Raw genomic sequence first — 20,414 nt, forward strand, 5'->3', positions numbered from 1 at the left:
TGGCCGGATTGGCAACCTGAGGAGTAAGCACTAGAGTATGCGCGCGCAAAACGGGCTTGAGCCGTTCGCACATCGTTGTCGCGTTTATTACGAGGACACCGATGCGGGCGGCATCGTGTATTACGTTAATTACCTCAAGTTTATGGAACGGGCTCGAACCGAGCGGCTCCGCGAGCTGGGCTTTGCCCAGTCGGCGCTGGCAGGTGAGGACCTGTTGTTTGTCGTGCATTCCAGCGAAGCGCGCTACCACGCGCCGGCGCGACTGGACGACGAGCTTCTGGTAAGTGCAGATGTAATCGAATTGAACCGTGCCAGCCTGCGCTTCAAACAGCAGGTCAGGCGGGCAACGGATAATGTGCTGCTCTGTGAAGGGCAGTTTTTGGTGGCCTGTGTGCGCACCGACAGTTTGAAACCCCGGGCCCTTCCCGAAGACTTGCGTGCGGCCTTCGCCGACGCGGTCGGCCCGGGTACACACTCAAAGCAGGAGATAAAGCGTGGAAGCTAACGTCGTCGACCATTCCTCCATGTGGAGCCTGGTCAGCAATGCCAGCATCGTGGTGCAGTTGGTAATGCTGATTCTGGTGGCCGCATCGGTGACCTCATGGATCATGATCTTTCAGCGCAGCAATCTGCTGCGCGCCGGTCGACGCGCCCTGGAGAGCTTCGAAGAGCGCTTCTGGTCGGGTATCGACCTGTCCAAGCTGTACCGTCAGGCGGGCAGCAACCCTGATCCGGATTCGGGTGTGGAGCAGATTTTCCGCGCCGGCTTCAAGGAATTCTCCCGTCTGCGTCAGCAGCCAGGCGTTGATCCTGAAGCGGTCATGGAAGGCGTGGCGCGTGCCATGCGCGTTGCCATCTCCCGCGAAGAAGAGAAGCTCGAGCAGAGCCTGCCATTCCTCGCCACCGTTGGTTCGGTCAGCCCGTATATCGGCCTGTTCGGTACCGTATGGGGCATCATGAACTCCTTCCGTGGTCTGGCCAGCGCTCAACAAGCGACTCTGGCGACCGTGGCTCCGGGTATCGCCGAAGCCCTGATCGCCACCGCGATCGGTCTGTTCGCCGCAATCCCGGCCGTTATCGCCTACAACCGTTTTGCTGCCCGCAGTGAAACCTTGCTGGGCCGCTACTACACCTTCGCCGATGAGTTCCAGGCGATCCTGCACCGCAAAGTGCACACCAGCGAAGAATAAGCAGGTAAATCCCAATGGCTTTAATCGCTCGAGCGCGCAAAAAGCGCAAGCCGGTCGCCGAGATGAACGTGGTGCCATACATCGACGTGATGCTGGTACTGCTGGTCATCTTCATGGTGACTGCGCCGATGCTCAATCAGGGCGTGAAAGTTGATCTGCCCAAGGTTTCCAGCGAAGCCTTGCCGCAGGACAACAACACTCAGGTCCTGACCATTTCGATCAAGGCTGACAAGACCTATTACTGGAACCTTGGCAGCGAAGTCGACACCGAGAAGCAACAGGACAGGGCGATGACCCTGCCACAGATGACCGATGCGGTGACCAAGATCATTCGTGCCGGTACTGAAGGCGGCAAGCGTACGCAAGTGTTCATCCGCGGTGACAAAACCGTCGATTATGGTTCCGTCATGGGCGCCATGGGCGGGCTGCAGAAAGCCGGGGTCGGTAATGTTGGCTTGATTACCGAGGCGCCCTGATGCAGCAACAGCGAGAGCCGTCCGCCTCGGAAAGCTACTTCTGGCCTAGTGTTCTGGCAATTGTCCTGCACGTGCTGGTATTCGGCATGCTGTTCGTCAGTTTCGCCTTCACACCGGAGCTGCCGCCGGCCAAGCCGATTGTCCAGGCGACCCTGTACCAACTGAAATCGAAAAGTCAGGCAACCACCCAGACCAATCAGAAGATTGCGGGTGAGGCGAAGAAATCCGCCGCGCGTCAGACCGAAGTCGAGCAGATGGAACAGAAAAAGGTCGAGCAGGAAGCGGTGAAAGCTGCGGAACAAAAGAAAGAAGAAGCGGCTCAAAAGGCCGAGGAAGCCAAGAAGGCTGATGAGGCGAAGAAAACGGACGAGGCGAAAAAGGCAGATGATGCCAAGAAAGCCGACGACGCGAAGAAAGCCGAAGCCAAAAAGGTCGAAGAGAAACAATTGGCTGATATAGCCAAGAAGAAGGCTGAAGAAGAGGCCAAGGAAGAAGCCAAGAAAGAGGCTGCTGAAGAGGCCAAGAAGAAGATCGTCGAAGACGCGAAGAAGAAAGCCGCCGAAGACGCCAAGAAGAAAGCTGAAGCTGAAGAGGCGAAGAAGAAAATCGCCGAAGACGCGAAGAAGAAAGCTGCTGCCGATGCTGCGAAGAAGAAATCGCAGGATGCGGCGCGTAAATCTACCGAAGACAAAAAGGCTCAGGCCTTGGCAGATTTGCTTTCCGACACGCCGCAGCGCCAGCAGGCCTTGGCTGATGAGCAGGGCGATGAAGTCGCGGGCAGTTTCGATGACCTGATTCGTGCGCGAGCAGCGGAAGGTTGGGCTCGTCCACCTTCGGCACGCAAAGGCATGTCGGTCGAGCTGCGAATCGGCATGTTGCCGGACGGTACGGTGACTTCGGTCAGCGTGATCAAATCCAGTGGCGACGGTCCGTTCGATGCTTCGGCAGTCGCATCGGTCAAGAATATTGGACGATTGACGGAAATGCAGGGAATGAAGCCGAGCGATTTCGCTCCGTATCGTTCATTCAAGATGACATTCACACCTGAGGATTTAGCCTTGTGAGAAACCTTCTTCGAGGAATGCTGGTAGTGATCTGCTGTATGGCAGGGTTCGCGGCGGCAGATGAAAAGAACATTCTGGTCACCAGCGGTAGCGATCGGGCCACTCCGATCGCTGTTGTACCGTTCGGTTTCCAGGGCGGCGCTGTGCTGCCGGATGACATGGCCGAAATCATTGGTAACGATTTGCGTAACTCGGGCTACTACTCGCCGATTCCTAAGCAAAACATGATCAGCCAGCCAAGCCAGCCGAGCGAAATCATCTTCCGTGACTGGAAGGCGGTAGGTGCTCAATACATGATGGTCGGCAGCATCGCTCCGGCGGGCGGTCGCCTGCAGGTGCAATGGGCGCTGTTCAACGTTGCTACCGAACAGAAAGTGGCCGACGGCAGCGTTTCCGGTACGACCGAGCAGTTGCGCGACATGGCGCACTTCATCGCTGACCAGTCGTTCGAAAAACTCACCGGTATTCCGGGCGCGTTTTCGACTCGTCTGCTGTACGTGACGGCTGAGCGCTTCTCCGAGAAGAACACCCGCTACACCCTGCAGCGTTCGGACTACGACGGCGCCCGCGCTGTCACTCTGTTGCAATCGCGCGAGCCGATCCTGTCGCCGCGTTTCGCACCGGATGGCAAGCGTATCGCCTACGTGTCGTTCGAGCAGAAGCGTCCGCGCATCTTCATGCAGAACATCGACACTGGTCGCCGTGAGCAGATCACCAACTTCGAAGGCCTGAACGGCGCGCCTGCCTGGTCGCCGAATGGTGATCGTCTGGCGTTCGTGCTGTCGAAAGACGGCAACCCGGATATCTACGTGATGAATCTTGCTTCACGTCAGATCAACCGCGTGACCGCAGGTCCTGGCATCAACACCGAACCGTACTGGGGCAAGGATGGTTCGACCATCTACTTCACGTCCGACCGTGGTGGCAAGCCTCAGATCTACAAGACCAGCGCAAGTGGTGGCGGTGCCGAACGTGTAACGTTCATCGGTAACTACAACGCCAACCCGAAGCTTTCGGCGGATGAAAAGACTTTGGTGATGATCCATCGTCAGGATGGCTTCACCAATTTCAAGGTGGCAGCTCAGGATTTGCAGCGAGGTAGTGTAAAGATCCTCACTGATAGCACTCTGGACGAGTCACCTACTGTTGCGCCCAACGGCACCATGGTAATCTACGCCACCCGCCAGCAGGGCCGGGGAGTCTTGATGCTCGTGTCCATTAATGGACGCGTTAGGCTCCCGCTTCCTACCGCTCAAGGCGAAGTCAGAGAACCGTCCTGGTCCCCTTACCTGAAGTGAGCGGGCGCTACACGTTTTACTTAACACACTGGGGTTCATTAGGAGTTTCACGATGGAAATGCTGAAGTTTGGTAAATTTGCTGCGCTGGCTCTGGCCATGGCTGTAGCTGTAGGTTGCTCGTCCAAAGGCGGCGACAACGCCGGTGAAGGCGCTGTTGATCCAAACGCTGGTTACGGCGCAAACACTGGTGCCGTTGACGGTTCCCTGAGCGAAGAAGCTGCTCTGCGCGCAATCACCACCTTCTACTTCGAATACGACAGCTCGGACCTGAAGCCAGAAGCCATGCGCGCTCTGGACGTTCACGCCAAAGACCTGAAAGCAAACGGCGCTCGCGTTGTTCTGGAAGGCAACACCGACGAACGTGGTACTCGTGAGTACAACATGGCACTGGGCGAGCGTCGTGCGAAAGCCGTTCAACGCTACCTGGTACTGCAAGGTGTTTCCCCAGCTCAGCTGGAACTGGTTTCCTACGGCGAAGAGCGTCCAGTTGCTACCGGCAACGACGAGCAGTCCTGGGCTCAAAACCGTCGCGTCGAACTGCGTAAGTAATTCGATATGCGAACGTGCCGTCGTGCTGTAACTGTTCTGGCTCTCAGCCTCGCGCCGCTTGCGGTGTGGGCTGCGGTTCCTGTGGTCGATGACAACTCCGGTTATAACAATAGCGGGAGCAGTTATCCGCCTGCAGGTTACGGTACGAACGGCGCCTACGCCGGGGGAGGGGTTTCGGCCCCTGCCTCTGCGCAGGGCATGCTGTTCAACCAATTGCAACAGATGCAGGATCAGATTTCGCGCCAGCAAGGCGTGATCGAAGAACTGCAGAATCAAGTTGCGCGCATGAAGCAGGAATCCCTGGAGCGATACCAGGATCTTGATCGGCGCATAGGAACCGGCGGTGCACCTGCCGCGACTCCTGAGAATTCTTCTGCCGGTGGCGATGCAAGTGCTGCTGCCGGTGCTGCCGCTGGCGCCGGGGCTGCTGCTGCCCAGGCACCTGCTGCAAGTAGCGAACCGGGTGATCCGGCCAAGGAAAAGCTGTATTACGATGCGGCTTTCGACCTGATCAAAGCGAAGGATTTCGACAAGGCCAGCCAGGCCTTCTCGGCATTCCTGCGTAAATACCCGAACAGCCAGTACGCGGGCAACGCTCAGTACTGGTTAGGCGAAGTAAACCTGGCGAAAGGCGATCTGCAAGGTGCAGGTCAGGCATTTGCCAAGGTTTCGCAGTTGTATCCCAAGCACGCCAAAGTGCCGGATTCGCTGTACAAGCTGGCTGATGTAGAGCGCCGCCTCGGTCATACCGACAAGGTCAAAGGCATTCTGCAACAGGTGGTTTCCCAGTATCCGGGGACTTCCGCCGCTCAGTTGGCCCAACGCGATCTGCAACGCATGTAAGGCTGTTTGAGTCGTTTTGAAGAAACCCGCACTTTTTGCGGGTTTTTTCGTTAGAATTCACACCCTTTTTCTGAAACACGCTTCTGGTGGTCTACGCGTTGGCGGGATTGCCCTGAAGTGCCTGACGGAGGCGGACAGCCTGTTTAGCTGTTACGCCCGTGGCGACTATGCAAGACACATTGAGAATCACCGAAGTTTTCTACTCTTTGCAGGGGGAAACGCGGACTGCCGGGCTGCCCACTGTTTTTGTGCGCCTGACCGGTTGCCCATTGCGTTGCCAATACTGCGACAGCGCCTACGCGTTCACTGGCGGCACCGTCCGCACCCTCGACGATATCCTTGAGCAAGTAGCCGGATTTCGTCCGCGCTATGTATGTGTCACCGGCGGCGAGCCGTTGGCGCAACCCAATGCCATCCCATTGCTCAAGCAGTTGTGCGACGCCGGTTATGAAGTCTCACTGGAAACCAGTGGGTCTATCGACATCTCGGCAGTAGATTCGCGGGTCAGTCGAGTTGTCGACTTGAAGACCCCGGGGTCGAAAGAATCTCACCGCAACCGCTACGAAAACATTGATCTGCTGACACCCAGCGATCAGGTGAAGTTTGTCATCTGCTCGCGGGAAGACTACGACTGGTCGGTTTCGAAACTGATTCAGTACGGTCTCGATCGACGTGCGGGTGAAGTGCTGTTCTCCCCAAGTCATCATGACCTCAATGCCAGGGATCTGGCGGACTGGGTGGTGGCGGACAACCTGCCAGTGCGGTTGCAATTGCAGCTGCATAAATATCTATGGAATGACGAGCCGGGGCGCTGAAATGACTGAACAACTGAACACCACCGAAAAACGTGCAGTGATCCTGTTGTCTGGCGGCCTGGACTCGGCCACGGTCGTGGCGATGGCTCGTGCCGAAGGCTACGCCTGCTACACCATGAGTTTTGACTACGGTCAGCGTTCTCACGCAGAACTGCACGCTGCTGCACGTGTGTCCCGTGATCTGGGCGCGGTCGAACACAAAGTGATTGGCCTGAACCTCGATGGCGTGGGCGGCTCGGCCCTGACCGATACCAGCATCGACATTCCGGAAGAGTTGGGCGAAGGCATTCCGGTGACTTACGTGCCTGCACGCAACACCGTGTTCCTGTCTTTGGCATTGGGCTGGGCTGAAGTGCTCGGTGCACGCGACATCTTTATCGGCGTCAATGCGGTGGACTATTCCGGCTATCCGGATTGCCGTCCCGAGTTCATCGAGTCTTTCGAACGCATGGCTAATCTGGCGACCAAGGCTGGCGTGGAAGGTAATGGCTTCCGCATTCAGGCTCCGTTGCAGAACCTGAGCAAGGCGCAGATCGTTCAGGCGGGCGTGAAGCTTGGCGTTGATTACGGGCTGACCGTTTCCTGCTATCAGGCCGACGATAACGGCCGTGCATGCGGTAAATGCGACAGCTGCCGACTACGTTCGGAAGGCTTTGCGGCGGCTGGTGTAAGCGACCCAACACCTTATTTTTGATTATTTTCAAATTAGGTGTTGAATAGTCCTTAAAAATCAGTATTATACGCGCCACCACACAGCGGGTCGTTAGCTCAGTTGGTAGAGCAGTTGGCTTTTAACCAATTGGTCGTAGGTTCGAATCCCACACGACCCACCATTTTTGGCGGTTTAGAAAATCCGGAAGGCCCACGCAAGTGAGGATTTCCGGGTTTTTTTTTGCCTGCGATTCGGGCGCCTTTCCTTTCAGCATTGCCTGCGCTGACACAGGTCAGAATCATCTTTTGTATCAACGGGATATTCTGTAGCCTTGCGCAGCTTCAACGCTGTCCGTGCCTGATAAAACTCACTCTCCCGGCGGTGCCCTCAAGTGGTCCGGAGCCGGGTGTATACTCGACTTTCGCGCGAAAGCGCCTGCAGGTCTTGCGAACATGACGCAGATTTCCGAACGCCTTCTGGTTCAAGCTCACCTCGACGCCAAACAGCCTAAACCGCTGACGGTCGAGGAAGAGGCTTACTACCGTTCTGCCATCGCCGCCGAGCTCAAGGCTCAGGACGCGGTGCTGGTTGCCCACTTCTATTGTGATCCGGTGATTCAGGCCTTGGCCGAAGAAACCGGTGGCTGTGTTTCCGATTCCCTGGAAATGGCTCGCTTCGGCAATGCCCATCCTGCCAAGACAGTGGTTGTCGCTGGCGTGAAGTTCATGGGCGAAACCGCGAAGATTCTCAACCCGGAAAAACGTGTACTGATGCCGACCCTGGACGCGACTTGCTCGCTGGATCTGGGTTGCCCGGTGGACGAGTTCTCGGCGTTCTGCGATCAACACCCGGAACGCACGGTGGTGGTCTATGCCAACACCTCTGCGGCTGTTAAGGCGCGGGCCGACTGGGTCGTGACTTCAAGCTGCGCACTGGAAATCGTCGAAAGCCTGATGGATAACGGCGAAACGATCATCTGGGGCCCGGACAAGCACTTGGGCACCTACATTCAGCGCAAGACCGGCGCCGACATGCTGCTGTGGGACGGTGCCTGCATCGTTCACGAGGAGTTCAAGTCCAAGCAGCTTGAAGACATGAAAGCGCTGTACCCGGACGCGGCCATTCTGGTGCACCCGGAATCGCCGACGGCGGTGATCGAACTGGCGGACGCCGTCGGTTCCACCAGCCAGTTGATTGCCGCCGCTCAATCGTTGCCGAACAAGACGCTGATCGTAGCCACTGACCGTGGCATCTTCTACAAGATGCAGCAGTTGTGCCCGGACAAGGTCTTCATTGAGGCGCCAACCGCCGGTAACGGCGCTGCCTGCCGCAGTTGCGCACATTGCCCGTGGATGGCCATGAACACCCTTGAGCGCACGCTCAAGAGCTTGAAGGAAGGGACGAACGAGATCTTTGTTGATCCGGCGTTGATTCCGCAGGCGATTCGGCCTTTGAAGCGCATGCTGGACTTCACCCAGGCGGCGCGGATGAAGCTGGCCGGTAACGCTTAAGCAGTAAAACTGTAGGAGTGAGCCTGCTCGCGATAGCGGTGTGTCAGCAAACGCATTTGTTGACGGACACACCGTTATCGCGAGCAGGCTCACTCCTACATTGGTTTATGGCGTTTGCAGGTTATTTGGTCTTCTTCGGAATCCGCACTACGCGGGTATCGGAATAGATGTCATGCCAGGTGCGCTTCTGCTTGTCGTACAGCGACCAGAAGAACCCAAGCCCGACGCACAACCACGAAGCAATCGATACCATGAACCTCAGCAGCGCCTGCCATAGGCTGATCGCGCTGCCATCGGCGTTCTGCACACGAATCCCCCACACCTGCATGCCCAGCGTCTGTCCGCCATGGGTCCAGAACTTGGCGAAGAACGCGAACAACACTAATAGCAGCACGGTGGAGTAGAGCGGGTCGCCGTCAAGTTTGCCGGCATCGGTCATCACCCGCAGGCGCTCTTCACCAATAATCGCTGCCTGGATCATCTTGTAGATGCCACCCGTAACGATCAGCAGTGCAGTGCACAACAGAAAGTCGTAGAACATCGCTGCCAGGCGACGGCCGAGGCCGACGGTGGGAAAGTCGCCCTGGGGAGTGAGCAGGTTTTTCGACATGGCGGCCTCTGGACGCGAAATGAAGCGCCATTTTACGGATTCGCGCACACAAAAAAGCCCCTGATATCAATATCAGGGGCTTTTTCGTTACAGAAGATTAGCCTTCTGCTTGAACTTCGTCAGCCTGCATGCCTTTTTGGCCCTGCACTGCAACGAAGGTCACTTTCTGGCCTTCTTTCAGGCTTTTGAAGCCGTTGCCCTGAATGGCGCGGAAATGCACGAACAGATCCGGACCGCTTTCTGGAGTGATAAAACCAAAACCTTTCTCGTCGTTAAACCACTTGACGGTACCGCTCTGACGTGTGGACATTTCTTATTTCCTTTGACGCATAAATTAATGACAGTCTCCTTCTCATGAAAGAGTACTGGGGCTGGTTGCAGGAGAGTAAGAAGACGTCGAACGGGATGTAGCTAACTTGTAGGCTACTGCCCAGGTCACGATTCAAAGCTGACCCATGCAAACACAGTGGACAAACTCTACGCCAACTACGGGAGAAAAAACAAGCCCTGCGAAGAGCCCGGTTTTGCTACGCTTGCTGGCAGTTAGTCAGTCCACTAGTGCTGGCTTATTCGATAAGCTTGTTCAGTTGCTTTCGAATGTTATAAGCCAAGTTCATATTCGAAACGGATGTAAGAAAATGCACTATTTTATGGCGATTGCGTTACACATTAGTGCACGCATAACGCAATCGCGTTACTTATAGAAACAGTCAATCAACCGCGATAGTAGCGTTGTGGAACAAATGGCATTTTGCTTACAAGCATTTGCACCTTTTTCCCACGAACGATGGCCCAGACTGGCGTGTCGAGGGTGATATAAGCCGTGTCGAGATAACCCATCGCCAACGGACCACCGAGCGTCGGACCGAAACCGCCGCTGCAGACGCTGCCGATGATCTCGCCGGCTTCGTTGACGATTTCTGCACCTTCACGGACCGGCGTGCGTTCTTGCGGCAACAGGCCGACGCGTTTGCGCGCTACACCGTTCTGTTGCTGGGCGAAGATGTTTTCCGCACCGGGGAAGCCACCAGCGCGTGCGCCATCAGCGCGACGCGGCTTGGAGATCGCCCACAGCAGGCTCGCTTCAATCGGCGTGGTTTCGGTGTTCATGTCGTGGCCGTAGAGGCACAGGCCGGCTTCCAGGCGCAGCGAGTCGCGAGCGCCAAGGCCAATCGCCTGGACTTCTGGCTCGGCGAGCAGGGCACGGGCGAGTTTTTCCGCATCAGCGGCGGGCACCGAGATTTCGAAACCGTCTTCACCGGTGTAGCCCGAACGGCTGACGAAGCAATCGACGCCAAGCAACTGCACGCGATTGAATTGCATGAAAGTCATCTTCGCCACTTCCGGCGCCAGGCGCGCGAGCACGGTGACAGCGGCCGGACCTTGCAGGGCGAGCAGGGCGCGTTCTTCGAACAACGGCGTGATGCTGCACTGGTCGCCGATGTGTTTTTGCAGGTGCGCCAGATCCTGATCCTTGCAGGCTGCGTTGACCACCAGGAACAGTTCGTCGTTACCGAGGTTGGCGACCATCAGGTCATCAAGGATGCCGCCATTGTCGTTGGTGAACATGGCGTAGCGCTGCATGCCTACCGGCAGGTCAATGATGTCCACCGGCACCAGGGTTTCCAGCGCTTTGGCGGCGTTGGCGCCGGTCAGACGGATCTGGCCCATGTGCGAGACATCAAACAGCCCGGCCTGTTCGCGGGTGTGCTGGTGCTCTTTCATCACGCCGAGCGGGTATTGCACCGGCATGTCGTAGCCGGCGAACGGCACCATGCGGGCGCCGAGTTCGATGTGCAGAGCGTGCAGCGGGGTTTTCGACAGTTGTTCGGTGGACATGCGGAGCTCCTTGAAAATGTGGGTTGGGGATCAGCATTCAATAATGTTGACCGCCAGACCGCCGCGGGCGGTCTCTTTGTATTTGCTTTTCATGTCGGCGCCGGTCTGGCGCATGGTGCGGATGACCTTGTCGAGCGAGACGAAATGCTGCCCGTCGCCGCGCAGGGCCATGCGTACCGCGTTGATCGCTTTCACCGAGCCCATCGCATTGCGCTCGATGCATGGCACCTGCACCAGCCCGCCAATCGGGTCGCAGGTCAGGCCGAGGTTATGTTCCATGCCGATCTCGGCGGCGTTCTCGACTTGCTGCACGCTGCCGCCGAGCACTTCGCACAAGGCGCCGGCGGCCATCGAACAGGCAACGCCGACTTCGCCTTGGCAACCGACTTCAGCACCGGAGATCGAGGCGTTTTCCTTGTACAGAATGCCGATGGCCGCTGCGGTCAGCAGGAATCGCACCACGCCGTCATCGTTGGCGCCGGGGATAAAGCGCATGTAGTAATGCAGCACGGCCGGAATGATCCCCGCCGCGCCATTGGTCGGTGCTGTGACCACGCGCCCGCCGTTGGCGTTTTCTTCGTTGACGGCCAGCGCGTAGAGGTTGACCCAGTCGAGTACCGACAATGGATCACGCAGTGCCGATTCCGGGTTCTTGCACAGTTGCCGATGCAACGCCGCTGCCCGCCGTTTGACCTTCAGGCCACCGGGCAGAATCCCTTCATTGCGGCAACCGGCCGCCACGCAGTCCTGCATTACCTGCCAGATTTTCAGCAGTCCGGCGCGAGTTTCTGCTTCGGGGCGCCAAGCGCTTTCGTTGGTCAGCATCACCTGACTGATCGACAGACCATAAGTGCTGCAATGACTGAGCAAATCCTTGGCGCTTTTGAACGGGAACGTCAGCGGTGTGGCGTCTTCGACGATACGGTCGGCGCCGGCGGCGTCTTCATCGACGACGAAACCGCCACCGACCGAGTAATACTCGCGACTGCGGATCTGAATCCCCGCCGCGTCGAACGCACGAAAAATCATGCCGTTGGGGTGATAGGCCAACGGCTTGCGGATCATCGCCAGATGTTCTTTCTCGTTGAACGCAATGCTCTGTTCGCCGAGCAGGTTCAGCCGGCCGTTGCTGCGAATTTCATGCAGACGCGCAGCGACGGTTTCAGTGTCGACGGTGTCCGGGTGTTCGCCTTCAAGGCCGAGCAGCACGGCTTTGTCGCTGCCGTGACCTTTGCCGGTGGCGCCGAGCGAGCCGTACAACTCGACACGCACGCTGGCGGTGGCACCGAGCAGGCTTTCCCGACGCAGGCCTTCAGCGAAACGCGCAGCAGCACGCATCGGGCCGACGGTGTGGGAACTGGAGGGGCCGATGCCAATCTTGAACAGGTCGAACACGCTTAACGACATGGTTGTTCTCCGGTTTCTTGTTATAGGAATAACGGAATCTGTTGCAAGGCGCAGATCCCCTGTGGGAGCGAGCTTGCTCGCGATGGCGGTCGTTCAGTCGACATCTAGGGTGAATGTCAGTCCGTCATCGCGAGCAAGCTCGCTCCCACAGGGTTTTGTGGTGTTTGTGAAAGTGGGGCAGGCGAACCCACCCCTATCAAGGTTAAGCGTAGCTTTCGATCGACGGGCAGGCGCAGACCAGGTTGCGGTCGCCGAACACGTTGTCGACGCGACCGACCGGCGGCCAGTATTTGCCTTCGATCAACGAGGCCACCGGATATACAGCCTGCTCGCGGCTGTACGGGTGAGTCCACTCGCCGACCAGCTCCGCCGCGGTGTGCGGGGCGTTTTTCAGCGGGTTGTCTTCCTTGTCCAGCGTGCCGTTTTCCACTGCGCGGATTTCTTCGCGGATGCGGATCATGGCGTCGCAGAAGCGATCCAGTTCTTCCTTGGATTCACTTTCGGTCGGCTCGATCATCAGCGTGCCGGCAACCGGGAACGACATGGTCGGTGCGTGGAAGCCGAAGTCGATCAGACGCTTGGCGACGTCATCAACGCTGATGCCGCTGCTGTCTTTCAACGGACGCAGATCAAGGATGCACTCGTGCGCCACCAGACCGTTGCTGCCGGTGTACAGCACTGGGTAGTGCTCTTCCAGGCGACGGGAAATGTAGTTGGCGTTGAGGATTGCCAGTTGCGAAGCGCGCTTCAGACCGGCGCCGCCCATCATGCGGATGTACATCCAGGTGATCGGCAGAATGCTCGCGCTGCCGAACGGTGCTGCGCAGACCGCGCCTTGTTTGCGTTCCATCTGGGCATGGCCCGGCAGGAAAGGCGTCAGGTGCGATTTCACGCCAATCGGGCCGACGCCCGGGCCGCCACCGCCGTGCGGGATGCAGAAGGTTTTGTGCAGGTTCAGGTGCGATACATCGCCGCCGAACTTGCCCGGTGCGCAGAGGCCGACCATCGCGTTCATGTTGGCGCCGTCGATGTACACCTGGCCGCCGTTGTCATGAATGATCCCGCAGATTTCGCGGATGCCTTCTTCGAACACGCCGTGGGTCGACGGGTAAGTGATCATCAATGCCGCGAGGTGTTCGCGGTGCTCTATGGCCTTGGCGCGCAGGTCTTCGATATCAACGTTGCCACGGGCGTCGCACGCGGTCACGACCACGCGCATACCGGCCATGTTGGCGGTCGCCGGGTTGGTGCCGTGGGCGGAACTCGGGATCAGGCAGATGTCGCGGCGCTCGTCGCCACGGCTCTGGTGGTAGGCGCGGATCGCCAAGAGACCGGCGTATTCACCTTGCGAACCGGCGTTCGGTTGCAGCGAGATCGCGTCGTAACCGGTGGCGGCGCAGAGCATCGCTTCCAGTTCGTCGGTCAGTTGCTGGTAACCGGCGCTTTGCTCGGCCGGGGCGAACGGGTGCAGGGCACCGAATTCAGCCCAGGTCACCGGGATCATTTCGCTGGCAGCGTTGAGCTTCATGGTGCACGAGCCCAGCGGGATCATGGTGCGATCCAGCGCCAGGTCCTTGTCCGCCAGTTTGCGCAGGTAGCGCATCAACTCGGTTTCCGAGTGATAACGATTGAACACCGGGTGGCTGAGGATCGGCGACTGGCGAACCAGCGACGCAGGAATGCTGCTCTGCACCGAAGCGGCGAGGGCGGCAAAGTCCGGCAGGGTCTTGCCGTCGGCGAACACCGCCCACAGGGTTTCGATGTCGGCTTGCGAAGTGGTTTCGTCCACCGACAGGCCCAGACGCTGGTCATCGACTACGCGCAGGTTGATCTGCTGGGTGTGAGCCTTGTCATGCAGCGCAGCGGTTTGTGCGCCAGTGGCCAGAGTCAGGGTGTCGAAGAAGTTTGCTTGCTCGACGTTCAGACCCAGAGCGCTCAAGCCCTTGGCGAGAATCGCGGTCAGGTGATGAATGCGATTGGAGATCTGCGTCAGGCCTTTCGGGCCGTGGTAGACGGCGTACATGCTGGCGATGTTGGCCAGCAGCACTTGCGCGGTACAGATGTTCGACGTGGCCTTCTCGCGACGGATGTGTTGCTCGCGGGTCTGCATCGCCAGACGCAGCGCCGGCTTGCCGAAACGGTCAACCGAAACGCCGACCAGACGGCCCGGCATGTCGCGCTTGAACGCATCCTTGGTGGAGAAGTAAGCCGCGTGCGGGCCACCAAAGCCCAGCGGCACGCCGAAGCGTTGCGCGCTGCCGATGGCAACGTCGGCGCCGAACTCGCCCGGGGCGGTCAGCAGGGTCAGGGCCAGCAGGTCGGCAGCCACGGCAACCAAGGCGTTGGCGGCGTGGAAGCGCTCGGTCAGTTCGCGGTAGTCGAACACATCACCGTTGCTCGCCGGGTATTGCAGCAGTGCGCCGAAGAACGGCGTCACGTCTGTCAGTTCACGCTCGTCGCCGACCACGACTTCGATGCCCAGCGGCTCGGCACGGGTGCGCAGCACGTCGAGGGTTTGCGGGTGGCAGTGGCTCGACGCGAAGAAGGCGTGGCTGCCCTTGTTCTTGCTCAGGCGTTTGCAAAAGGTCATCGCTTCGGCAGCGGCGGTGGCTTCGTCGAGCAACGAGGCGTTGGCGATCGGCAGGCCGGTGAGGTCGCTGATCAGGGTCTGGAAGTTCAACAGCGCTTCGAGACGGCCCTGGGAAATTTCTGGCTGGTACGGGGTGTAAGCGGTGTACCAGGCCGGATTTTCCAGCAGGTTGCGCAGGATCGGCGACGGCGTATGGCAGTTGTAGTAGCCCTGGCCGATGTAGGTCTTGAACAGTTGGTTCTTGCCGGCAATGGCTTTGATAGCGGCCAGTGCGTCGGCTTCGCTCAAACCGTCTTCAAGGCCGAGCACGCTGGTGCCCTTGATGCTTTCCGGGATGACGCTGGCGCTCAGGGCTTCCAGCGAGTCGAAGCCGAGGCTGTTGAGCATTGCTTGCTCGTCACCGGCGCGCGGGCCGATGTGACGGGCGATGAATTCGTTGGCGGTGCCAAGGTTTACTTGAGTCATGTCAGTGCTCCTCAGGCTTCGGCTTGCGCTTTGATCAGACGGTCGTAAGCGTCCTGATCCAGCAATTTGCCGACAGCGGTGGCGTCGGATGGCTGGAAGCGGAAGAACCAGCCTTCGCCCAGCGGATCTTCGTTGACCAACTCGGGGCTGCTGTCGAGCGCCGGGTTCACTTCCAGCACTTCTCCGTCGAGCGGCATGTACACGCCGCTGGCGGCTTTTACCGATTCCACGGTGGCGGCTTCAGCGCCTTTCTCGTAAGCCTGCAATTCAGGCAGTTGCACGAACACCACGTCGCCCAAGGCGTTCTGCGCGAATGCGGTGATGCCGACAGTAACGCTGCCGTCAGCTTCGGTGCGCAGCCATTCGTGATCTTCAGTAAAACGCAACTCGCTCATGGAAACTCCTCAGGGGGCCAGACTCGTCTGGTGGACGCGGTGGAATGCTTGGGCAGGAAAGCCCTTATTTATGAGCGGATACTTAGCAAGAACGCGGCCATGATTGAATTTGTTTTTACAAATCAATGGGTTATATGTTTTCGTGGCGTTGGCGTTTTTGAGCGCTGTAGCGAAATCGCTACAGGATGGAGGCGGGAAAAAAGCTGAACGGGATCAAAGCCTTGCACAGTGGTGATCAGGAGAGGGTGTATTGATATCGTTCCGCTGTAGCGCTTTCAGTACAGGTGGAGGTCGTTTTCAACACGGACTTCGAATCCGACACAAATCAATGTAGGAGTGAGCCTGCTCGCGATAGCGGTTTACCAGTCAACCAATTTGTCGGCTGACACACCGCTATGGCGAGCAGGCTCACTCCTACAGGGATTTTGTGGTGTTTTCAGGGTTTATTGGGGATGCCGTACTTGCGCAGGCGATGGGCAATCGCGGTGTGTGAGGTTTGCAGGCGGCTGGCCAGTTGGCGGGTCGAGGGGTAGCTGACGTAGAGTTTTTCCAGCAGGGTCTTTTCGAAAGCTTCGACCGCTTGTTCGAGACTGTCGACATCGCTGTCGGTCTGCCGCGCCACCGAGGTGCCGGCGATGTCGAGGTCGCCGATGTCCACCAGACTGCTTTCGCAAATCGCCGCAGCGCGGAAGATCACGTTCTGCAATTGCCGCACGTTGCCCGGCCAGCGGTTGCCGAGCAGCGCCGGATAAGTGCCGGGGGCGAGGCGACAGACCGGACGCTGGATCTGCGCGCAGGCCTGCTGCATGAAGTAGCGCGCCAGCAACAGAATGTCCTGACCGCGTTCACGCAATGGCGGCACTTCGACGTTGAGCACGTTGAGGCGATAGAACAAGTCTTCGCGGAACTGGCCTTCGCTGACCATTTTTTCCAGATCGCGGTGGGTCGCGCTGAGGATGCGCACGTTGACCTTGACCTCACGGTCGCCGCCGACCCGACGGAAGCTGCCGTCGTTGAGAAAGCGCAAAAGCTTGGCCTGCAAGTACGGCGACATCTCGCCGATCTCATCGAGAAATACCGTGCCCTGGTTGGCCAGTTCCATCAGCCCTGGTTTGCCACCACGCGCCGCGCCTGTGAAAGCGCCGGGGGCGTAGCCGAACAGTTCGCTCTCGGCGAGGTTCTCCGGCAGTGCCGCGCAGTTCAGCGCAAGAAACGGCGCACTGTGTCGCGCACTGATAGCGTGGCAGGCGCGGGCAACCAGTTCTTTACCGGTGCCGGTTTCGCCTTGAATCAGCAGCGGCGCATCGAGCGCCGCGACTCGCTGAGCCCGCGCCTTCAACGTACGAATCGCCGGGGACTCGCCGAGCAGCGCATCGAAGCCTTCTGCGTGGTCGTGGTGCAGCGCCGAGAGTTGTTCGCCGATGCGGTTCGGTTGATAAAGGGTCAGCAGGGCGCCGGCATCGGTGATCGGCGTGGCGTCCAGCAGCAGGGTCTGGCCGTTGACGGTGATCTCGCGCAGCGGCAGGCGGAAACCATGTTCGAGCAAGGTGTCGAGCAGGCCGGGATCATTGAACAGTTCAGAGACGCTTTCACCGGCCGGCTCGCGACCGTACAGCGCAATCAGCGCCGGGTTGGCCAGCAATACCTTGCCGGCGCTGTCGAGCGCCAGTACCGGATCGGTCATCGCCGCGAGCAACGCATCCAGCTGCAAGTGCCGACGCTGGCCGGGCAAGATATCGACCACCGTCACCGCTTGCACACCGCGCACGCTGAACAGCGCATCGCGCAGTTCCTCAAGCACTTCGGGGCTCAGGGTCGGGGCGTCGATGTAGACGTTCGGCGGGACCATTTCCACCGCATCCAGATTGAGATTGCGCCCACCGAGCAGGGCCAGGACTTCCTGGGTGATGCCGACGCGGTCGATGAAACTGACGTGGATACGCATGGGGCGGTTCAGTGTTCTGGAGTGCGGAGGGTGGCAAGTATGCCTTGGGGCGGGGAATTGTTGAAATCTGGCGAAGCTTTGAGGTCTGCACCGAACCCTGTAGAAGTGAGCCTGCTCGCGATAGCGATTGGTCAGTCGATATCTTCCTCGCTGACAGACCGCTATCGCGAGCAGGCTCACTCCTACAGGGATGTGTGGTGATCCAGATTATTCCAGGTGTTCAGGTTTCACCGGATCACCGGACTTCATATTCAGCTGCACCCGCACATCTTCAAACATCAGATCGTAATGCTTGTGCACCGAACCGATGCTGCTGTGGGTCTTGGGAATTCCATACTTCTCGGCAATCTTCGTCACGTTGCTGGCGAAGTTGTAGGCCTGATCCTTGGGCAGGAAAAACGTTTCCTTCATGTCCTTGCCCTGAATGTTGCCATGCAGGGTGAACTGCATCCCTTTGCCTTCTTTGGGATCGGTGAACACTTCATAGTCGAGGCACACGTTGTAGTTGACGTCGTCATCCGTCAACGCGTGTCGCTCGATGTGTAAATGACCGGGTTCGAACTGGGCCATGGTTCTCTCCTTTCAAGGCATGGGAGAAGGGCAGACCACAGGCCTGCCCCCGAGTTTCTGATTATCGGTAAGTGATGCCCGGCTTCGCGGTGCTGACGCGTGTGCCGGCGGTGCCCTGGACGATCGCTTCGATGTCCGCCAGTGAACCGATCACTGCAACCTTGCCAGTATGGCGCGCAAATTCGCAGGCTGCCTGAACCTTCGGCCCCATGGAGCCGGCAGCGAACCCGAGACGTTCCAGTTCATCCGGATGCGCCTCGGCGATGCCTTTCTGGGTCGGTTTGCCGTAATCGATGAACGCTGCGTTGACGTCGGTGGCGATCACCAGCAGATCCGCTTCCAGTTGTTCGGCCAGCAACGAGGAGCACAGGTCCTTGTCGATCACCGCTTCGACGCCTTTGAGTTTCTTGTCGGCGTCGTACATGGTCGGAATGCCGCCACCGCCCGCGCAGATCACGATGCTGCCTTTGTCCAGCAGCCACTTGATCGGGCGGATTTCAAAGATGCGTTTTGGTCGAGGGCTGGCGACGACGCGGCGGAACTTGTCGCCATCCGGGGCAATTGCCCAGCCTTTTTCGGCGGCGAGTTTTTCTGCTTCGGCCTTGTCGTAGACCGGACCGATCGGTTTGGTCGGGTTCTGGAAGGCCGGATCTTTGGCGTCGACTTCGACCTGAGTGAGCAAGGTGGCGAACGGGACTTCAAAGTCCAGCAGGTTGCCCAGTTCCTGTTCGATGATGTAGCCGATCATGCCTTCGGTTTCGGCGCCGAGCACGTCCAGCGGGTAAGGGCTGACGGAGGTGTAGGCCGCTGCCTGCAGCGACAGCAGGCCGACCTGCGGGCCATTGCCGTGGGCGATGACCAGTTGATTGCCGGGATGGATCTTGGCGATTTGCTCGGTGGCGATGCGGATGTTGGCGCGCTGATTGTCAGCGGTCATCGGTTCACCACGGCGGAGCAGGGCGTTACCGCCCAGAGCTACGACGATACGCATGGTGCATGTCCTTCTAAACAGAGGAATGGCAAACGACTCGATTTCCCTGTCGGAACCGAGATCCCCTGTGGGAGCTAGCCTGCTGGCGATGGCGATCGATCAGTCACCGACGATGGCGACTGACACATTGCAATCGCTAGCAGGCTAGCTCCCACATTTGGAACCGGTTCCTTCAGTGGGAGCTTTATCAGTTACAGATCAGCCAGGGTCGAAACCAGGATCGCCTTGATGGTGTGCATGCGGTTTTCCGCTTGCTCGAAGGCGATGCAGGCTGGCGATTCGAACACGTCGTCGGTCACTTCTATGCCGTTGGCCAAGTGCGGATACTGCTCGGCAATCTGTTTGCCGACCTTGGTATCGCTGTTGTGAAACGCCGGCAGGCAGTGCATGAACTTGGTGCGTGGGTTGCCGGTGGCTTTCATCAGTTCGGCGTTGACCTGGTACGGCAGCAGTTGCTGGATACGTTCGGCCCAGGCTTCAACTGGCTCGCCCATCGATACCCAGACGTCGGTGTGGATGAAGTCCACGCCTTTGACTGCGGCTTTAGGGTCTTCGGTAAGGGTGATGCGGGCACCACTTTCTTCAGCGTATTTTTTGCAGCGAGCGACCAGATCATCCAGTGGCCACAGGGCTTTTGGCGCGCAGATGCGCACGTCCATGCCGAGTTTGGCACCGACCAGCAGCAGCGAGTTGCCCATGTTGTTGCGCGCGTCGCCGAGGTAGGCGTAGCTGATTTCATGGATCGGCTTGTCGGCGTGCTCACGCATGGTCAGCACGTCGGCGATCATCTGAGTCGGGTGATATTCATCGGTCAGACCGTTGAACACCGGCACGCCTGCGAACTTGGCCAGTTCTTCGACGATTTCCTGCTTGAAGCCACGGTATTCGATGGCGTCGTACATGCGACCCAGCACGCGGGCTGTGTCCTTCATGCTTTCCTTGTGGCCGATCTGCGAAGAGTTCGGGTCGATGTAAGTGACGTTGGCGCCTTGGTCATAGGCCGCGACTTCGAATGCGCAACGGGTACGGGTCGACGTTTTTTCGAAGATCAGGGCAATGTTGTTGCCCTTCAGGTGTTGCTGCTCGGTGCCGGTGTATTTGGCACGTTTCAGGTCGCGGGACAGGTCCAGCAGGTAACGCAGCTCACGTGGGGTGTGGTGTTCCAGGCTGAGCAGGTTACGGTTGTGAATGTTAAAAGCCATG

At 58.6% G+C, this 20,414-nt stretch carries 20 protein-coding genes and 1 tRNA gene; 11 read left to right on the forward strand and 10 right to left on the reverse strand.

Annotated features, from left to right (window positions below; translation table 11 throughout):
• Positions 1 to 37 precede the first annotated feature (37 nt).
• From ybgC to nadA, 11 genes are all read left to right on the forward strand, one after another.
• Positions 38 to 505, forward strand: coding sequence for a tol-pal system-associated acyl-CoA thioesterase (gene ybgC, locus ACTWLJ_RS13750; RefSeq protein ID WP_186530005.1), 468 nt, complete (start codon positions 38 to 40; stop codon positions 503 to 505).
• Positions 495 to 1,190, forward strand: a complete 696-nt coding sequence (tolQ, locus tag ACTWLJ_RS13755; RefSeq protein WP_445181202.1) for a protein TolQ — start codon at positions 495 to 497, stop codon at positions 1,188 to 1,190. Before ybgC ends, tolQ begins: the two co-directional genes overlap by 11 nt.
• Positions 1,191 to 1,213: 23 nt before the next feature.
• Entirely contained in the window at positions 1,214 to 1,666 is a 453-nt protein-coding gene (gene tolR, locus ACTWLJ_RS13760) for a protein TolR (protein WP_161806672.1), read from the forward strand.
• Positions 1,666 to 2,730 (forward strand): cell envelope integrity protein TolA, encoded by a 1,065-nt coding sequence (gene tolA / locus ACTWLJ_RS13765; RefSeq protein WP_445181203.1) that lies wholly within the window; start codon positions 1,666 to 1,668, stop codon positions 2,728 to 2,730. The genes tolR and tolA overlap by 1 nt, the downstream gene beginning before the upstream one ends.
• A gap of 17 nt (positions 2,731 to 2,747) precedes the next feature.
• Positions 2,748 to 4,028, forward strand: a complete 1,281-nt coding sequence (gene tolB / locus ACTWLJ_RS13770; protein WP_445181352.1) for a Tol-Pal system beta propeller repeat protein TolB — start codon at positions 2,748 to 2,750, stop codon at positions 4,026 to 4,028.
• Positions 4,029 to 4,080: 52 nt separating this feature from the next.
• Complete coding sequence (pal, locus tag ACTWLJ_RS13775) at positions 4,081 to 4,578, forward strand: peptidoglycan-associated lipoprotein Pal (RefSeq protein ID WP_003178634.1); 498 nt, start codon at positions 4,081 to 4,083, stop codon at positions 4,576 to 4,578.
• 6 nt (positions 4,579 to 4,584) lie between these two features.
• Entirely contained in the window at positions 4,585 to 5,421 is an 837-nt protein-coding gene (gene ybgF, locus ACTWLJ_RS13780) for a tol-pal system protein YbgF (RefSeq protein WP_445181204.1), read from the forward strand.
• A gap of 167 nt (positions 5,422 to 5,588) precedes the next feature.
• Positions 5,589 to 6,236 carry a 7-carboxy-7-deazaguanine synthase QueE gene (gene queE, locus ACTWLJ_RS13785; protein ID WP_445181205.1) on the forward strand — a complete coding sequence of 216 codons (648 nt, stop codon included), beginning with the start codon at positions 5,589 to 5,591 and terminating at the stop codon, positions 6,234 to 6,236.
• A gap of 1 nt (position 6,237) precedes the next feature.
• Positions 6,238 to 6,930 (forward strand): 7-cyano-7-deazaguanine synthase QueC, encoded by a 693-nt coding sequence (gene queC / locus ACTWLJ_RS13790; RefSeq protein ID WP_445181206.1) that lies wholly within the window; start codon positions 6,238 to 6,240, stop codon positions 6,928 to 6,930.
• Positions 6,931 to 6,993: 63 nt separating this feature from the next.
• Positions 6,994 to 7,069, forward strand: a tRNA-Lys gene (locus tag ACTWLJ_RS13795).
• A 271-nt stretch (positions 7,070 to 7,340) separates the two neighbouring features.
• Positions 7,341 to 8,399: a quinolinate synthase NadA gene (gene nadA, locus ACTWLJ_RS13800; protein ID WP_401220683.1), complete on the forward strand. Its 1,059-nt coding sequence runs from the start codon at positions 7,341 to 7,343 to the stop codon at positions 8,397 to 8,399.
• Between the two features lie 121 nt (positions 8,400 to 8,520).
• Here the strand turns inward: nadA and ACTWLJ_RS13805 are convergent, their stop codons facing one another.
• The 10 genes from ACTWLJ_RS13805 to ACTWLJ_RS13850 all read right to left on the reverse strand — a co-directional run bounded on the left by ACTWLJ_RS13805 (position 8,521) and on the right by ACTWLJ_RS13850 (position 20,413).
• Positions 8,521 to 9,009: an RDD family protein gene (locus ACTWLJ_RS13805; RefSeq protein WP_445181353.1), complete on the reverse strand. Its 489-nt coding sequence runs from the start codon at positions 9,007 to 9,009 to the stop codon at positions 8,521 to 8,523.
• A gap of 97 nt (positions 9,010 to 9,106) precedes the next feature.
• Entirely contained in the window at positions 9,107 to 9,319 is a 213-nt protein-coding gene (locus tag ACTWLJ_RS13810) for a cold-shock protein (RefSeq protein ID WP_003237709.1), read from the reverse strand.
• Positions 9,320 to 9,723: 404 nt separating this feature from the next.
• Complete coding sequence (gcvT, locus tag ACTWLJ_RS13815) at positions 9,724 to 10,848, reverse strand: glycine cleavage system aminomethyltransferase GcvT (protein WP_445181207.1); 1,125 nt, start codon at positions 10,846 to 10,848, stop codon at positions 9,724 to 9,726.
• A gap of 30 nt (positions 10,849 to 10,878) precedes the next feature.
• The gene (locus ACTWLJ_RS13820; RefSeq protein ID WP_445181208.1) at positions 10,879 to 12,255 is read right to left on the reverse strand and encodes an L-serine ammonia-lyase; all 1,377 of its coding nucleotides are present in this window, start codon (positions 12,253 to 12,255) and stop codon (positions 10,879 to 10,881) included.
• Positions 12,256 to 12,457: 202 nt separating this feature from the next.
• Positions 12,458 to 15,310 carry an aminomethyl-transferring glycine dehydrogenase gene (gene gcvP, locus ACTWLJ_RS13825; RefSeq protein WP_445181209.1) on the reverse strand — a complete coding sequence of 951 codons (2,853 nt, stop codon included), beginning with the start codon at positions 15,308 to 15,310 and terminating at the stop codon, positions 12,458 to 12,460.
• 11 nt (positions 15,311 to 15,321) lie between these two features.
• Positions 15,322 to 15,705, reverse strand: coding sequence for a glycine cleavage system protein GcvH (gcvH, locus tag ACTWLJ_RS13830; protein WP_445181210.1), 384 nt, complete (start codon positions 15,703 to 15,705; stop codon positions 15,322 to 15,324).
• A 436-nt stretch (positions 15,706 to 16,141) separates the two neighbouring features.
• Positions 16,142 to 17,650 (reverse strand): sigma-54-dependent transcriptional regulator, encoded by a 1,509-nt coding sequence (locus ACTWLJ_RS13835; RefSeq protein ID WP_445181211.1) that lies wholly within the window; start codon positions 17,648 to 17,650, stop codon positions 16,142 to 16,144.
• A gap of 207 nt (positions 17,651 to 17,857) precedes the next feature.
• Complete coding sequence (locus tag ACTWLJ_RS13840; protein WP_401220666.1) at positions 17,858 to 18,220, reverse strand: DUF5064 family protein; 363 nt, start codon at positions 18,218 to 18,220, stop codon at positions 17,858 to 17,860.
• A 61-nt stretch (positions 18,221 to 18,281) separates the two neighbouring features.
• Positions 18,282 to 19,211, reverse strand: a complete 930-nt coding sequence (gene arcC / locus ACTWLJ_RS13845) for a carbamate kinase (protein ID WP_445181212.1) — start codon at positions 19,209 to 19,211, stop codon at positions 18,282 to 18,284.
• A gap of 191 nt (positions 19,212 to 19,402) precedes the next feature.
• The gene (locus ACTWLJ_RS13850) at positions 19,403 to 20,413 is read right to left on the reverse strand and encodes an ornithine carbamoyltransferase (RefSeq protein WP_401215085.1); all 1,011 of its coding nucleotides are present in this window, start codon (positions 20,411 to 20,413) and stop codon (positions 19,403 to 19,405) included.
• Position 20,414 lies beyond the last annotated feature (1 nt).

The sequence above is a fragment of the Pseudomonas sp. McL0111 genome (genome assembly GCF_052567255.1).